10 protein-coding genes are annotated in these 16,097 nt (G+C 68.7%); 7 read left to right on the top strand and 3 right to left on the bottom strand.

Features of this window, described 5'->3' with window-relative positions; translation table 11 throughout:
* The first annotated feature begins 12 nt into the window (after positions 1 to 12).
* Together ACQEVM_RS01585 and ACQEVM_RS01580 are read left to right on the top strand one after the other, a co-directional pair.
* The gene (locus ACQEVM_RS01585; protein ID WP_433073806.1) at positions 13 to 1,131 is read left to right on the top strand and encodes a lipid II:glycine glycyltransferase FemX; all 1,119 of its coding nucleotides are present in this window, start codon (positions 13 to 15) and stop codon (positions 1,129 to 1,131) included.
* Positions 1,132 to 1,204: 73 nt separating this feature from the next.
* On the top strand, positions 1,205 to 2,236 hold the full coding sequence (locus ACQEVM_RS01580; RefSeq protein ID WP_053683968.1) for an alanine racemase: 1,032 nt from the start codon (positions 1,205 to 1,207) through the stop codon (positions 2,234 to 2,236).
* Between the two features lie 10 nt (positions 2,237 to 2,246).
* Here ACQEVM_RS01580 and ACQEVM_RS01575 read toward each other — a convergent pair whose 3' ends face one another.
* The gene (locus tag ACQEVM_RS01575; protein ID WP_433073803.1) at positions 2,247 to 3,707 is read right to left on the bottom strand and encodes a glycosyltransferase family 87 protein; all 1,461 of its coding nucleotides are present in this window, start codon (positions 3,705 to 3,707) and stop codon (positions 2,247 to 2,249) included.
* A gap of 88 nt (positions 3,708 to 3,795) precedes the next feature.
* Positions 3,796 to 6,474 carry a transglycosylase domain-containing protein gene (locus ACQEVM_RS01570; protein ID WP_433073800.1) on the bottom strand — a complete coding sequence of 893 codons (2,679 nt, stop codon included), beginning with the start codon at positions 6,472 to 6,474 and terminating at the stop codon, positions 3,796 to 3,798.
* A 272-nt stretch (positions 6,475 to 6,746) separates the two neighbouring features.
* Here ACQEVM_RS01570 and ACQEVM_RS01565 point away from each other — a divergent pair, with 272 nt between their 5' ends.
* The 3 genes from ACQEVM_RS01565 (at position 6,747) to ACQEVM_RS01555 (ending at position 9,884) form a co-directional block, all read left to right on the top strand.
* Positions 6,747 to 7,349, top strand: coding sequence for a PadR family transcriptional regulator (locus ACQEVM_RS01565; RefSeq protein ID WP_053683962.1), 603 nt, complete (start codon positions 6,747 to 6,749; stop codon positions 7,347 to 7,349).
* Between the two features lie 49 nt (positions 7,350 to 7,398).
* Positions 7,399 to 8,481, top strand: coding sequence for an inositol-3-phosphate synthase (locus tag ACQEVM_RS01560; RefSeq protein WP_433073796.1), 1,083 nt, complete (start codon positions 7,399 to 7,401; stop codon positions 8,479 to 8,481).
* Between the two features lie 134 nt (positions 8,482 to 8,615).
* Entirely contained in the window at positions 8,616 to 9,884 is a 1,269-nt protein-coding gene (locus ACQEVM_RS01555; protein ID WP_433073793.1) for an MFS transporter, read from the top strand.
* Positions 9,885 to 9,971: 87 nt separating this feature from the next.
* On the opposite strand, the gene ACQEVM_RS01550 is transcribed toward ACQEVM_RS01555, so the two are convergent.
* Positions 9,972 to 11,414 (bottom strand): CCA tRNA nucleotidyltransferase, encoded by a 1,443-nt coding sequence (locus ACQEVM_RS01550; protein WP_433073790.1) that lies wholly within the window; start codon positions 11,412 to 11,414, stop codon positions 9,972 to 9,974.
* Positions 11,415 to 11,601: 187 nt separating this feature from the next.
* On the opposite strand from ACQEVM_RS01550, the gene ACQEVM_RS01545 reads away from it, so the two are divergent.
* Together ACQEVM_RS01545 and murJ are read left to right on the top strand one after the other, a co-directional pair.
* Positions 11,602 to 13,869: a DUF6049 family protein gene (locus ACQEVM_RS01545; RefSeq protein WP_433073787.1), complete on the top strand. Its 2,268-nt coding sequence runs from the start codon at positions 11,602 to 11,604 to the stop codon at positions 13,867 to 13,869.
* A 47-nt stretch (positions 13,870 to 13,916) separates the two neighbouring features.
* Positions 13,917 to 16,094 carry a murein biosynthesis integral membrane protein MurJ gene (murJ, locus tag ACQEVM_RS01540; RefSeq protein ID WP_433073785.1) on the top strand — a complete coding sequence of 726 codons (2,178 nt, stop codon included), beginning with the start codon at positions 13,917 to 13,919 and terminating at the stop codon, positions 16,092 to 16,094.
* Positions 16,095 to 16,097 lie beyond the last annotated feature (3 nt).

Here is a 16,097-nt window from a genome sequence, read left to right as displayed (position 1 = left end):
GGAGCACCCCGCATGAGCCTGTCCCTGAGGACCATCAGCCGAGAGCAGCATCTGGGTTTCCTCCAGAGCCTGCCCTCCGCTAGCCACTGCCAGGTCCCGGCGTGGGCCGACGTGAAGAACGAGTGGCGCTCCGAGAACCTCGGTTGGTTCGACGGATCCGGCGAACTCGTCGGTGCCGCACTCGTGTTGTACCGCCAACTGCCCAAGGTGAAGCGCTACCTCGCCTACCTCCCCGAGGGCCCGGTCATCAACTGGTACGCCCCGAACCTGGAGGAGTGGCTCCAGCCGATGCTGAGCCACCTCAAGCAGCAGGGCGCCTTCACCGTGAAGATGGGTCCGCCCGTCGTCATCCGGCGCTGGAACTCGACGGCCATCAAGGCGGGCATCCAGGACCCGGACGTCAAGCGCCTGCGCGACGTGGAGGCCTCGGTGATCGAGCCCCGCGCCTTCGAGGTGTCCGACAAGCTGCGCCGCATGGGCTGGCAGCAGGCCGAGGACGGCGGCGCCGGCTTCGGCGACGTCCAACCCCGCTACGTCTTCCAGGTACCGCTGGCCAACCGCTCGCTGGACGACGTCCTCAAGGGCTTCAACCAGCTGTGGCGCCGCAACATCAAGAAGGCCGAGAAGGCCGGCGTCGAGGTGGTCCAGGGCGGCTACGACGACCTGCCGACCTGGCAGCACCTCTACGAGATCACGGCCGAGCGCGACAAGTTCCGCCCGCGTCCGCTCAGCTACTTCCAACGTCAGTGGACGGCCCTCAACTCCGAGGACCCCAACCGGATGCGGCTGTACATCGCCACGCACGAGGGCGAGCCCCTGGCCGCGGCCACGATGATCACCGTCGGCCAGCACGTCTGGTACTCGTACGGGGCGTCGGCCAACCACAAGCGCGAGGTAAGGCCCTCGAACGCCATGCAGTGGCGCATGCTCCGCGATTCGTACGCGCTCGGCGCGAGCGTCTATGACCTGCGCGGCATCAGTGACACGCTGGACGAGAACGACCACCTGTTCGGCCTGATCCAGTTCAAGGTCGGCACGGGCGGCGAGGCCGTCGAGTACGTCGGCGAGTGGGACTTCCCGCTCAACAAGGTGCTGCACAAGGCGCTCGACATCTACATGTCCCGCCGCTGACCCGCACTTTCGCCCCACCCACATACACAGCACCGCTGTACCAAGCGGCTTTCCAGAGAGGCTCCGGACGGGCATGGCGCTCACGCTCTACGTCGACACCGCGCGCTGGCGTGCGCACCAGAAGCAGGTCGCGGACCGGTTCCCCGGGTTGATCCCGGTCTGCAAGGGCAACGGCTACGGCTTCGGCCACGAGCGGCTGTGCGAGGAGGCGACCCGGATGGGCGCCGACATCCTCGCCGTCGGGACGACCTACGAGGCCGCGAACATCAAGGACTGGTTCGGCGGTGACCTGCTCGTCCTCACCCCGTTCCGGCGCGGCGAGGACCCGGTGCCGCTGCCGGACCGGGTGATCCGCTCGGTGTCCTCCGTGGACGGGGTCCGCGGTCTGGTCGGCGCCCGCGTGGTCATCGAGTGCATGAGTTCGATGCGCCGCCACGGTGTCTCGGAACAGGATCTGGGGCAGCTCCACTCCGCCATCGAGGACGTCCGTCTGGAGGGCTTCGCCCTCCACCTGCCGCTGGACCGCCCCGACGGCTCGGACGCCGTCGAGGAGGTCATCGGCTGGATGGACCGGCTGCGCGCGGCCCGGCTGCCGCTGCACACCATGTTCGTCAGCCACCTGAAGGCCGAGGAGCTGACGCGGCTCCAGCAGCAGTTCCCGCAGACCCGCTTCCGGGCCCGCATCGGCACCCGGCTGTGGCTGGGCGACCACGAGGCGACCGAGTACCGCGGCGCGGTCCTCGACGTCACCCGGGTCTCCAAGGGGGAACGGTTCGGCTACCGGCAGCAGAAGGCCGCGTCCGACGGCTGGTTGGTCGTCGTCGCCGGCGGTACGTCACACGGAGTGGGCCTGGAGGCCCCCAAGGCCTTGCACGGGGTGATGCCGCGTGCCAAGGGCGTCGCCCGGGCGGGCCTGGCCACCGTGAACCGCAACCTGTCCCCGTTCGTGTGGGCGGGCAAGCAGCGCTGGTTCGCCGAGCCCCCGCACATGCAGGTGTCGATCCTGTTCGTGCCCTCGGACGCGACCGAGCCGAAGGTGGGCGACGAGCTGGTGGCGCACCTGCGGCACACCACCACGCAGTTCGACCGGGTGTTGGACGCCTGATCCGTTCCGGTCAGTGACCGGGGTCCTGACCCCAGTCGACCCGCTGTCCCTCCGAGGGCGTCGCCTTGTGCGGCGCCCTCGCCCCGTCCGACAGCACGAACACGTCCTCGGCCCGGTCCAGGACGCCCCCGGAGGGGTCGTCCGATCCGTCGCGGCGCACGACGTCCCGCTCGGGCAGCAGGATGTCCCGTACGACCACGGCGCAGAGGTACAGGGTCGCCAGCAGGTGGGCCGCGATGGCCACCTGGTAGCCCTCCACGGGCAGGCCCTGGTGCTTGTCCCCGCTGGAGGTGTAGGCGAGGTAGAACCAGATCCCGAGGAAGTAGACGACCTCGCCGGCCTGCCAGATGAGGAAGTCGCGCCAGCGCGGCCGGGCCAGGGCGGCGAGCGGGACGAGCCACAGCACGTACTGCGGCGAGTAGACCTTGTTGGCCAGGATGAAGGCGGCGACGACGAGGAACGCCAGTTGGGCGAACCGGGGGCGTCGGGGGGCCGTCAGGGTGAGGAGCGCGATCCCTCCGCAGAGCAGCAGGGTCAGGCCCGTGGCGTAGGTGTTCGCGTCCTCCAGGGGGTTCCCGGAGCGCTGGGAGATCAGCAGCCAGACCGAGCCGAAGTCGATGGGCCGTTCCTGGCTGAACGTGTAGAACTTCGTCCACCCGTCCCAGGCGAAGATCATGACGGGCAGGTTCACCACGAGCCAGGCACCGACCGTACCGAGGAAGGCACCGGCGAACGCGCGCCATTTCCCGGCACGCAGGCAGAGCACGAAGAGCACCCCGAGCAGCAGCACCGGGTAGAGCTTGGCCGCGGTGGCCAGACCGATGAAGACACCGAAGAGCACCGTCCGCCCGCGGGACCACAGGAGCATCGCGACGGCGGTCAGGGCGAGGGCGAGCAGATCCCAGTTGATCGTCGCCGTGAGGGCGAAGGCGGGCGCCAGGGCCAACAGCAGCGCGTCCCACGGCCGGCGGCGGTGGGTGCGGGCGACACACACGGCGATGATCGCGGCGCAGACCATCAGCATGCCCGCGTTGACCATCCAGTACATCTGTTCGCGGTGCTGCATGGAGCCGCTGCCGGGCGTCAGCCAGGAGGCCACCTGCATGAAGAGCCCGGTCAGCACCGGGTACTCAAGGTACTCCATGTCGCCGGTGAGTCGGTCCCAGTAGGGGACGAGACCGTCGGCGAAGCCGCGTACGACGTACAGGTGGGGGATGTCGGAGTAGCAGGCGTGCGTGTATTGCGAACCCGCCCCCCGGAACCACGCCCAGTCGTAGCAGGGCAGTTTCTGCGCCATGCCCAACGCGAACATCCCGAGGGCCACGAGGACCACCACCCGCACCGGGGTCAGCCAGTGGCCGCCCAGCCGGGCATGGCGGCCCAGCGGGCCGCCGATGAGCTCGCTGCCGGCCGCGGCGACCTCGTCCTGCTGGGTGGGCAGTACGGGCCGGTCCTCGTGCACCTTCGTCATGCGCTCATCCTGCCGTACGGGGCCGGGCACGGACGAGGGCCGCCGCACGGTGTGCGACGGCCCTCGTCAGGTGGTGATGGCGGACCGGTCAGCCGCCGACACCGGCGGTGGTGCCCCAGCTGCCGCCTCCCGCGCGGCCAGGTCTGCCCGTGGTGGACGGTGACGGGTCTCCGCCTGCTCCGCCGTCGGTTGCTCCGCCGGCTCCCGCGGCGCCGCCGTTGCCGCCGCCGTTGGCTCCGTTCCCGCCGTTGCCGCCGTTGCCACCGCCGATCAGGCCACCTGCGTCGTTGCCGCTGGTGGTACCGCCGTCGGGGTCCGTCTCACACACCTGCCAGGGCCTGCACCTCGGCTTGTCGTCGGTCTTGGAGGGGGACGGCGACACCTTGGGCGGGGAGGTCGACGGCGACGGCGAGGGCGAGGGGGAGATCGACGGCGAGGGCGCCGGAGGCGTGGGAGTCGGCGCGCCGGAGGCGTGGGCGATCACGCCGATCTCGTCCGGCTCCGGGAACTCCTTGACCGGGACCCCCTTGAGGGCCTCGCGCATGTACTCGGTCCAGATCACGGTCGGGATGTCACCACCGTGGATGGAGTCGATGCCTCCGACACCGTTCATGGACTGCAGCGACTGCCCCTTGGCGTTGGGGTCGCTGCGGAACAGGGTGACGGCCGTGGACAGCTCCGGGGTGTAGCCGACGAACCAGGCCGACTTGTTCTTGTCGGTGGTACCGGTCTTGCCCGCGGCGGGCCGCTCCAGCTTCTTGGCCTTGATCGCGGTGCCGTTCTGGACGACGTTCTCCAGAACCTTGGTGATGTTGTCCGCGATGGCGTTGTCCATGGCCCGCTGCGGCTTGGGGGCCTCGAAGCCGGGAAGCTCCACCCCGTCCTTCTTCACGCTGGTCACGGAGAAAGGCTCGTGATGCGTGCCCGAGGCGGCGAAGGTGGCGTACGAGTCTGCCATCCGGATGGCGCTCGGGGTCGAGGTTCCCAGCGCGAACGAGGCGTTGTCGTTCGGGTCCATCGAGTCTTCGAGGATGCCGGTGGACTTGGCCACCTCGCGGACCTTGTCGTGGCCGACGTCGAAGACGAGCTGGGCGAACGGGACGTTGATGGAGCTTTCCATCGCCTTGTTGAGGGTCACGTACCCGTAGGGCGTGGTGCTCTCGTTCTTCTGCTTGAACGGCTCGCCGTTCTTGCCGCGCAGGGGCTTGCCCGCACGGTTGTTGATCACGGTGAGGTCGTCGGCCTTGTACTTGCTGTCGACCGAGATCCCCTCACCGTCGGAGTTCTGGGTGCCGTACTCCATCGCGGCCGCCAGCACGTAGGGCTTCCAGGTCGAGCCGACCGGGACGCCCTGGGTGTCGGCGTTGTTGGTGAAGTGCTTCTTGTCCATGCCGGGCCCGCCGTACAGGGCCACGATCGCCCCGGACTTCGGGTCCACCGACGCGGCGCCGAACTGGACGTGGGTGTCGGTGTTCGGCCGGCGCTTCTCGTCGAGGAAGTCCTTGCGGGTCGCGTCGACGGACTTGGAGAGGGCCTCGACCTTCGCCTTGTCGAAGGTGGTGCGGATCTGGTAGCCGCCCAGCGCCATCTTGTCCGCGCTGATGTGCAGTTTCCTCATCATGTACTGCTTGGCCGTCTCGACCAGGTAGCCGGTCTGGCCCGACAGTCCGCGCGCCTGCTCCGACTCGACGCGTGCGGGGAACTCCGCGTACTTGGCGCGCTCGGCCTGGTCCATCCGACCCACCAGGACCTCGCGGTCGAGCACCCAGGCCCAGCGCTGGCGGGCGCGCTGTTCGTTGAGCTCGGGGGTGGCCGCCGTGCCGAGGCCGCCGTCGGGGTTGTACAGGTTCGGCCCCTTGAGCACGGAAGCCAGGAAGGCGCTCTCCGAGGGGGTCAGGTTCTTGCAGTCCTTGCCGAAGTAGGCGCGTGAGGCGGCCTGGATGCCGTAGGCGTCGCGGCCGTAGTAGGCGGTGTTGAGGTAGCCGGCGAGCACCTCGTCCTTCGGCGCGGTGAGGCCGAGCCTTATCGAGATGAAGAGCTCGGTCACCTTGCGCTTGAGCGTCTGCTCGGAGTCCAGGAAGTTGTTCTTCACGTACTGCTGGGTGATCGTCGAGCCACCCTGGGTGGAACCGCCCTTGGCCATGTTCACCACGGCACGGGCGATGCCCATCGGGTCGACGCCCTTGTCCGTCTCGAAGGACTCGTTCTCCGCGGCGATGACCGCGTTGCGCATCGAGAGCGGGATCTCGTCGATCTGCACGATCTGGCGGTTCATGGAACCACCGGTCGCGACCATCTGACTGCCGTCGGCCCAGTAGAAGACGTTGTTCTGCGCCTGGGCGGCCTTGTTGGCGTCGGGCGTGCTCACCATGGCGATACCGATGCCGGCGCCCGCGATGATCACCGCGAAGAAACCCAGCGTGGTGCCGCTGACGAGCTTCCAGGACGGGACAAACCGTTTCCACCCGTCCCTGTCGGAGCGGGGGTAGTTGACGAGCCGGCGGTTCGGGCGGCTCGCTCCGGTTCCGGATCTGCCCGACGGGGCCCCGTCTCGACCCCGACCGGCCGAACCTCTCTGGGCGGCTCTTCGGGCCTCGACCCGACCGCTGGAGGGGGACTGCTCTCCGTACGAAGCACTGGGAGACGCCGCGCGGGCGTCATGCCCCGCCCCGGCGCCGCGGCCAGAGCGCTGCGGCGCGGGCCGGCGGGACGCGGCGCGGCCGCCGCCCTGGGCTTGCTGCGGCGGTTTACGGCGATGCTCGCTCATCGAACGACTACTCCTCGGGCAGGCGAGTGGCCTGGCAGCGGCGGTGCATTCCGGTTCCCCCCGGTGTCATGCCGCACAGACTACGCACGGTCAAAACCCAATCAGTGCCGAAGTTCACCCCAAATCAGGCAACTTGCGTACGTCGAATTAGTGATGTGACGCCGGTCACCACGTCACCCCTTGTCGCCGGAGGCCGCCCGTTCTATCGTCTGGATGTATCGAGTCGATACATCAGCTCGACATATACTCAGGGGCAGAGGAGGGGCAGGCGGATGAGCAGGCGCTCAGGCATCCTCGAATTCGCCGTCCTCGGCCTGCTTCGCGAATCCCCCATGCACGGCTACGAGCTCCGCAAGCGGCTCAACACCTCGCTGGGGGTGTTCAGGGCGTTCAGCTACGGAACCCTGTACCCCTGCCTCAAGACGCTCGTCGCCAACGGCTGGTTGATCGAAGAGCCGGGCAACGCCCCGGAAGACGCTCTCGCCGCTTCACTCGCAGGGCGCCGCGCCAAGATCGTCTACCGGTTGACGGCAGCAGGTAAGGAGCACTTCGAAGAGCTCCTCTCCCACACCGGCCCGGACACCTGGGAGGACGAGTCCTTCGCCGCCCGTTTCGCCTTCTTCGGTCAAACCGAACGAGAAGTGCGCATGCGGGTGCTGGAGGGTCGCCGCAGCCGGCTGGAAGAGCGTCTGGAGAAGATGCGCGCCTCGCTCGTCCGTACGCGGGAGCGGCTCGACGACTACACGCTTGAGCTGCAGCGCCACGGCATGGAATCCGTGGAGCGCGAAGTGCGCTGGCTGAACGAGCTCATCGAGAGCGAGCGGGCGGGACGGGATCAGAGACGACCCGGTCCGTCCGACGAAACTGCAAAGTGAGGCCTGCATCTCGCAGGCCTCGTCCGAGAACAAACAGGGAGCAACCGGAATGGGTTCGGTTCGCGTAGCCATCGTCGGCGTAGGCAACTGCGCCGCCTCGCTGGTGCAGGGCGTCGAGTACTACAAGGACGCCGACCCGGCGGCCAAGGTCCCCGGTCTGATGCACGTCCAGTTCGGCGACTACCACGTGCGTGACATCGAGTTCGTCGCCGCGTTCGACGTCGACGCGAAGAAGGTCGGCCTCGACCTCTCGGACGCCATCGGCGCCAGCGAGAACAACACCATCAAGATCTGCGACGTCCCGAACGCGGGCGTGACCGTGCAGCGCGGCCACACCCTGGACGGCCTGGGCAAGTACTACCGCCTGACGATCGAGGAGTCCGCCGAGACTCCGGTCGACGTGGTCCAGGTCCTCAAGGACCGCGAGGTCGACGTCCTGATCTGCTACCTGCCCGTCGGCTCCGAGGCGGCGGCGAAGTTCTACGCGCAGTGCGCCATCGACGCGAAGGTCGCCTTCGTCAACGCCCTTCCGGTCTTCATCGCCGGCACCAAGGAGTGGGCGGACAAGTTCACCGAGGCCGGCGTCCCGATCGTCGGCGACGACATCAAGTCGCAGGTCGGCGCGACCATCACGCACCGCGTGATGGCGAAGCTGTTCGAGGACCGCGGTGTCCGTCTTGAGCGCACCATGCAGCTCAACGTCGGCGGCAACATGGACTTCAAGAACATGCTCGAGCGTGACCGCCTCGAGTCGAAGAAGATCTCGAAGACGCAGGCCGTCACCTCGCAGATCCCGGACCGCGACCTGGGCGAGAACAACGTCCACATCGGCCCGTCCGACTACGTCGCCTGGCTCGACGACCGCAAGTGGGCCTACGTCCGCCTCGAAGGCCGCGCCTTCGGCGATGTTCCGCTGAACCTCGAGTACAAGCTCGAGGTGTGGGACTCCCCGAACTCCGCCGGTGTCATCATCGACGCCCTGCGCGCGGCGAAGATCGCCAAGGACCGGGGCATCGGTGGCCCGATCCTGTCGGCTTCGAGCTACTTCATGAAGTCCCCGCCGGTGCAGTACTTCGACGACGAGGCCTACGCGAACGTCGAGAAGTTCATCAAGGGCGAGGTCGAGCGCTAAACCGCTCGCCGCGTCCGCGCGACGCGAAGCGAAGCACCAAGGTCCTTCCGGACACCTGGTCTTCGGCTGCTCTTCCACCGAGGGTCCCCGGGCAATGTGCCCGGGGACCCTCGGTGTGTGTGACCCTTTCCCTCATGCCCGTCGTACGTGATCTGCGCGTACTCCTGCGCCTGAGGGATTTCCGCAACCTGCTCGCCGTACGGCTCTTCTCCCAGGCCGCGGACGGGGTGTACCAGGTCGCACTCGCCACCTACGTGGTGTTCTCCCCGGAGAAGCAGACCTCGCCCGCGGCCATCGCCTCGGCCATGGCTGTGCTCCTGCTGCCCTACTCGGTGATCGGCCCCTTCGCCGGCGTGCTGCTGGACCGTTGGCGGCGACGCCAGGTCTTCCTCTACGGCAACCTGCTGCGGGCCTTCCTCGCCTGCGTCACCGGCGTGCTGATCGTCGCGCACGTCCCCGACTGGCTGTTCTACGCCTCGGCGCTGTCGGTCACCGCCGTCAACCGCTTCGTCCTGGCCGGACTCGCCGCCTCCTTGCCACGGGTCGTCGGCCCCCACCAACTGGTCACCGCGAACGCCCTCTCACCCACCGCCGGAACCCTCGCGGCGACCGCCGGCGGCGGCCTGGCCTTCCTCGTACGACTGCTCGCCGTCGAGTCGAACGCCCTCGTGGTGCTTCTCGGCGCCGCGTTCTACCTCTGCGCCGCGCTCGTCTCCCTGCGGCTGGCCGTCGATCTCCTCGGCCCCGACCAGCCTCCCGGGCGAATCCACCCCTCCATCGCCGAGGGGGTGTCCCTCACGGTGCGGGGCATGGTCGAAGGCCTGCGTCATCTCGCCGACCGCCGGGACGCACGCCTGGCGCTCACCGCGATGACGATGATGCGCTTCTGCTACGGCGCACTGCTGGTGATGCTGCTCATGCTCTGCCGCTACTCGTGGTCGGAGAACGAGTCCGACGGGCTGGCCCTCCTCGGGATCGCGATCGGGGTCTCGGGCGCCGGATTCTTCGCAGCCGCCCTCGTCACGCCCTGGATCGTCGAACGTCTGGGCAACCTGGGCTGGATCACCGTCTGCGCCGCTACGGCGGCGCTGCTCGTCCCGGCACTCGGCCTGTTCTTCGCCGTCGGACCGATGCTCGTCGCGGCCTTCGTCCTGGGACTCGCCACCCAGGGCGCCAAGATCTCCACCGACACCGTGATCCAGTCCCGAGTCGACGACGAGTTCCGCGGTCGGGTGTTCTCCGTCTACGACGTGCTCTTCAACGTCGCTTTCGTCGGCGCGGCCGCCGTGGCCTCGCTCATGCTTCCCGCGGACGGGCAGTCCGTCACCCTGATCCTGAGCGTGGCCGTCCTCTACGGCCTCACCGCGGCGCTGCTGCGCCGCCAGGAGCGCCGTTTCACGTGAAACAAGCGATGTTTCACGTGAAACATCAGGGGGCGACAGGTCGGGGCGGTCGATGTTTCACGTGAAACATCGACCGCCCCGGACGCCTCAGGCCTGACCGGCCCACCATTCCTTGAGAGCCGTGACGGCGGCGTCACGCTCCATCGGTCCGTTCTCCAGCCGCAGCTCCAACAGGAACGCGTAGGCCTTGCCGATCACCGGCCCGGGACCGACACCCAGCACCTGCTGAATCTCGTTGCCGTCCAGGTCGGGCCGGATCGAGTCCAGCTGCTCCTGCTCCTGGAGCTGCGCGATGCGCTCCTCCAGACCGTCGTAGGTGCGGGAGAGCGCGTTGGCCTTGCGCTTGTTCCGGGTGGTGCAGTCGGACCGGGTCAGCTTGTGCAGCCGCTCCAACAGGGGACCGGCATCGCGTACGTAGCGCCGCACGGCCGAGTCCGTCCACTCCCCGTCCCCGTAACCGTGGAAGCGAAGGTGCAACTCCACGAGCCGGGACACGTCCTTGATCATGTCGTTCGAGTACTTCAGCGCGGTCATCCGCTTCTTGGTCATCTTCGCTCCGACCACCTCGTGGTGGTGGAAGGAGACCCGACCGTCGCCCTCGAACCGGCGAGTACGCGGCTTGCCGATGTCGTGCAGCAGGGCGGCCAGACGCAGAACCAGGTCCGGGCCGTCCTCCTCCAGGTCGATCGCCTGCTCCAGCACGATCAGCGAGTGGTCGTAGACGTCCTTGTGGCGGTGGTGCTCGTCACTCTCCAGCCGAAGGGCGGGCAGCTCGGGGAGCACCCGGTCCGCCAGTCCGGTGTCCACGAGCAGACCCAGGCCCGTGCGGGGGTGCGCGGACAGCAGCAGCTTGTTCAGCTCGCCCTGTACCCGCTCCGCCGAGACGATCTCGATCCGCTCGGACATCTCCTTCATCGCCTCCACGACCTCCGGAGCGACCTCGAAGTCGAGCTGCGCCGCGAACCGGGCCGCACGCAGCATGCGCAGGGGGTCGTCCGAGAAAGAGCCCTCCGGAGTGCCGGGGGTGCGCAGAACGCCCTCCCGGAGGTCCTCCAGGCCGCCGTGCGGGTCCACGAACACCTTCTCGGGCAGCGCGACCGCCATGGCGTTCACCGTGAAGTCCCGGCGGACCAGATCCTCCTCGATCGAGTCGCCGTAGGAAACCTCGGGCTTGCGCGAGGTCCGGTCGTACGACTCCGAACGGTAGGTGGTCACCTCGATCTGGAAGCCGAGTTTCTGCGCTCCCACGGTGCCGAAGGCGATGCCCACGTCCCAGACCGAGTCGGCCCACGGCCTGATGATCTTCAGGACGTCCTCGGGGCGGGCGTCGGTGGTGAAATCGAGATCGTTGCCGAGACGCCCGAGCAGCGCATCGCGAACGGACCCTCCGACCAGGGCGAGGCGGAAGCCGGCCTCCTGGAATCGGCGACCGAGTTCGTCGGCGACAGGGGCGACCCGCAGCAGTTCACTGACCGCGCGGCTCTGCACCTGACTCAGGGCATTGGGGCTGTCTTCATTGGCGTTCGGCACAACAGAAAAGGGTACGTGGCCCGCCCGCCGCGGGCCGCCGCGTTTTTGCGGCCACCCCGCCCCACACCGGCGCGGAGGCGGCGCCGATCATGTGGAGCAAGGCGCGGCACTCGCGCACAGCGGGCCTCGTTACCATGCGTGGACGCACAAACGACGACCACTGACACTTCGAGGACGGGCGAAACGCGTGGCCGAGGCGGCAGAAATCCAGGGGGCGGTTCCGGCCCCTGCCCGGCGCCGCTGGCTGCGGCGGGCAGTCGTCATGCTCGCCGGGACACCGGTCCTGGCGGCTCTGGTCTATGCCCCCGCCCCGCCGGCCCAGGCGGCCGAGTCCCCCGTGGACGTCCAGCTGAGCGAGGTGGCACCCAGCGCTCCGGTCAAAACCGACACGCTGACCATTTCGGGCACCGTGGTGAACAACGGCAACGAACCGATCAAGGGCGCACACGTCGGTCTGCGGGTCGGTCCCGTCGTCGGCGACCGCTCGGCGATCGACGACGTCGCGGACCGCAGTGGCTTCCGACCCGGCACCGATCCGGCCGAGATCGACCCCGCCTTCGCCGTGAAGATCGACTCGCTGCCGTCCAAGGTCAGCCGGGAATTCACGATCAAGGTCCCGGTCAACAAGCTGGACCTGGGCAAGGACGGCGTGTACCAGCTCGGCGTCTCCGTGTCCGGGGAGACCACCGGCCGCCCGTACGAGCAGGTCCTCGGCATCCAGCGGACCTTCCTCCCGTGGCAGCCCGAAGCCGCCGCCAAGCGCTCCAACCTCACGTACGCGTGGCCGTTGATCTCCACCACCCGTGTGACGGCGGAGACCGGCTCGGACGAGACACAGACCCCGGTCTTCATCGACGACTCCCTCGCGGCCGAGCTGGGACCCGCCGGCCGGCTCGGGCAGATGGTCTCGCTCGGCAAGGACCTGCCCATCACCTGGGTCATCGATCCGGACCTGCTCTACACGGTCGACGCGATGGCCAAGGGCTACCGGATCCGCAATCCCGACCCCGCCGGGAAGCCCGTCCAGGGCAAGAACAAGGCCGTCGCGGAGAAGTGGCTGAGCGATCTCGAGACCGCGGTGCAGGGCAAGAAGGTCGTCGCGCTGCCCTTCGCCGACCCCGACATCGCCTCCCTCGCGCATCACGGCAAGGACGTGTCCGGCACCCTGGGCCAGCTGAGGCCGGCCACCGACAAGGCGAAGCAGGCCGTCGAGACGGTCCTGCACGTCACCCCGTCCACCGACTTCTCCTGGCCCGTGGACGGTGCCATCGACCCCTCGATCGTCAATGTCGCCACCTCGGCCGGTGCGCACAACGTGCTCACCCGCAGCGACAGCCTCCAGGAGAACGGCTCCCTCGGTTACACGCCCTCGGCCGCCCGCCCCATCGGCGCGGGCACCACGGCCGTCGTCGCCGACGCCCAGCTCTCCACCGCCTTCCAGGGCGACATGCTCAGCGCCGGGAACTCCACGCTCGCCGTGCAGCGGTTCCTCGCCCACACCCTGGCCCTCAACCTGCAGAGCACCGACGAGCAGCGCAGCTTCGTCGTCACCCCGCAGCGGATGCCGTCCGTCAGCCAGGTGGGAACGATGGCCGCAGCCCTGCGCGGGCTCCAGAACGGACGCTGGGCCCAGCCCTCCGACCTGGAGGCCGCAGCGGCCGCGAAGCCCGACCCGGGCGCGGCCACTCAGGTCCCGGGCGCCGGCCAGTACCCGGAGTCCCTGAGCAAGCAGGAGCTGCCGGTCTCGGCGTTCGAGAAGATCCGCACCACGCAGAACACCCTCGACCACTTCAAGGTCATCCTGGCGGCGCCGGAACGCGTGGAGATTCCCTTCGGGAACACCACCAACCGGGAGATGTCCACGTCCTGGCGGGGTCGCCCCGAAGAGGCCCGCGTGTACCGGTACCAGGTGCAGGAGTACCTGATCGGCCTGACCGAGAAGGTCAAGGTCATCCCCAAGTCGGACGCCACCCTGTCCGGACACAGCGCGACCATCCCGGTCAGTGTCCAGAACAGCCTGGTGCAGGACGTCCACAACCTGGTCCTGCGGGTGCGGTCGGCCAATCCCACCCGCCTGATGTTCGACGACAGCGGGGTCGACGAGCAGGAGGTCACCGTTCAGGCCGACCACAGCCAGACCTTGAAGTTCACCGCCAACGCGACCGCGAGTGGTCCCGTGGAGGTCACCGCGCAGCTCTTCACCAAGCAGGGCGTTCCCTACGGCAAGGAGCGCAAGTTCACCGTCGAGGCGACCGAGGTCACCCCCACGGTGATGCTCGTCATCGCAGGTGGTGTGCTTCTCCTCGTACTGGCCGGCATCAAGATGTACGCCAGTCGCAAGCGCGTCGCGGCCCGTACCGCGGCCGAGGAGAGCACGCAGCCGAGTGACGAGTCCCCGGACACCGAACCGCAAAGCGCCGGCGGGTCCGGCGCGGGTGAGACAGTGGACCGTTGATGCGATGCCGTGGCCGGTCGGCCTGGGGACGATGAGGTGGGGTTTCGATGAACGCGCCGTACGACGGTGACCGCGCGCAGGGCACTGGTGGGCCGTCGCCCGCGCAGGGCCCTGCTCCGGGTGCCCCGGTGCCCGGGCAGGTCCCTCCGCCCGCACCCGCGCCGGATCACGACCCGTATGTCCAGGATGCCTACGACTACGACCCGTACCGGTCGCAGGACCTGTCCGCACAGGATCCGGTCATCGAGGTCATGTACGACCGGGCCTCTCACCCCCCGCCGCCGCCGGGTACCTACCAGGAGGCAGGACCGCTCTACGCGGCCCCGCAGGCGCCCTCCCACGGCCCGGATCCGCGTGTCTGGGCCCAGACCCCGCCGCCCGAGCCGGACGGTCCGTCCCGCCACATGCCGTACGGGGACCACGCCACGACCACCCGGTTCGTCGGTGTGGACTCGCTCGTGACCGAGACCGCGGACGACCAGCCGGCACCCGACGCCTTCGCGCACCTCTACCGGGACCAGGAAGCCGCCCCGCGGACGGTCACCGAGGAGGCGCCCGTCGCCACCCCGGCACCGACCAAGCCCGCCGGGAAGGCCTCCGGCCTGCTCAAGTCCAGCGCGCTGATGGCCGCCGGCACGATCGTCTCCCGCATCACAGGCTTCCTGCGCACCCTCGTGATCGGCGGCGCCATCGGCGTCGTCACCCTGAACGACACCTACCAGGTCGCCAACACGCTGCCGACGATGATCTACGTCCTCGTCGGCGGCGGTGCGCTGAACGCCGTCTTCATCCCGCAGCTCGTCCGCGCGATGAAGAACGACGAGGACGCCGGGGAGGCGTACGCCAACCGGCTGCTGACCCTGGTCATGGTCCTGCTGGGCGCGGTCACCGTCATCTGCGTGCTCGCGGCCCCGGTGTTCATCACGATGATGTCGCCGACGATCGCCGACAACCCGGACCGGATGAACGTCGCGGTCTCCTTCGCCCACTACTGCCTGCCCACCATGTTCTTCATGGGCGTGCATGTGGTCCTCGGTCAGATCCTCAACGCCCGCGGTCGGTTCGGCGCCATGATGTGGACGCCGGTCCTCAACAACGTCGTCGTCATCGCCACGTTCGGCGCCTTCATCTGGGCGTTCGGCGGGTTCACCTCCACCGGCATGAACGAATCCGGCATCACCCCCGAGGGCGTACGCCTGCTGGGGCTGGGCACCCTGCTCGGCCTCGTCGTCCAGTCCCTCGCGATGATTCCGTACCTGCGCGACGCCGGCTTCAGGCCGCGCCTGCGCTTCGACTGGAAGGGCCACGGTCTGGGCAAGGCCGCGGGCCTGGCCAAGTGGACGTTCTTCTTCGTCCTCGCCAACCAGATCGGTCTCGTCGTCGTCACCCAGCTCGCCACCTGGGCGGGCGAGGTCGCCGCCAAGCAGGGCCACGGCGGTACCGGCATCACCGGCTACAACTACGCGCTGCTGCTGTGGCAGATGCCCCAGGCCATCATCACCGTGTCGGTCATGACCGCCGTTCTGCCGCGCATCTCCCGTTCCGCCCACGACGGCGACGCCGCCGCGGTCCGCGACGACATCTCCTACGGTCTGCGCACCTCGGCCGTCGCGATCGTGCCCTGCGCCTTCGCGTTCCTCGCGCTCGGTGTCCCGATGGCCACGCTGCTCTACGCCGGCTCCGGCGCGGACGACGCCCAGAACATCGGCTTCATCCTCATGGCCTTCGGCCTGGGCCTGATCCCGTACTCCGTGCAGTACGTCGTCCTGCGCGGTTTCTACGCCTACGAGGACACCCGCACGCCCTTCTACAACACGGTCATCGTCGCCGCCGTCAACGCGGGCGTCTCCGTCATCGCCTTCCTGGTCCTCCCCGAGCGCTGGGCCGTCGTCGGCATGGCCGCCGCCTACGGCCTCGGCTACGCGGTCGGTGTCGGCGTCGCCTGGCGTCGACTGCGCACCCGGCTCGGCGGCGACCTCGACGGGGCCCACGTGATGCGCACCTACACCCGTCTCATCGGAGCCTGCGTCCCCGCGGCCGTCGTGGCGGGCGCCGTGGCGTACGGGGTCACCCAGTGGCTGGGGAACGGAGCCGGCGGTTCCCTCGCTGCGCTGGTCACCGGCTTCATCGCCCTGGCCGCCGTCTTCCTCGTCGCCGCGAAGCGGATGCGCGTCGAAGAGCTGAACTCGATGGTCGGAATGGTCCGCGGACGTTTGGGTCGCTGATGC

The organism is Streptomyces sp. CA-243310, assembly GCF_050936775.1.
Taxonomy (GTDB): Bacteria; Actinomycetota; Actinomycetes; order Streptomycetales; family Streptomycetaceae; genus Streptomyces.
This window is presented reverse-complemented; position numbering and strand designations above follow the sequence as displayed.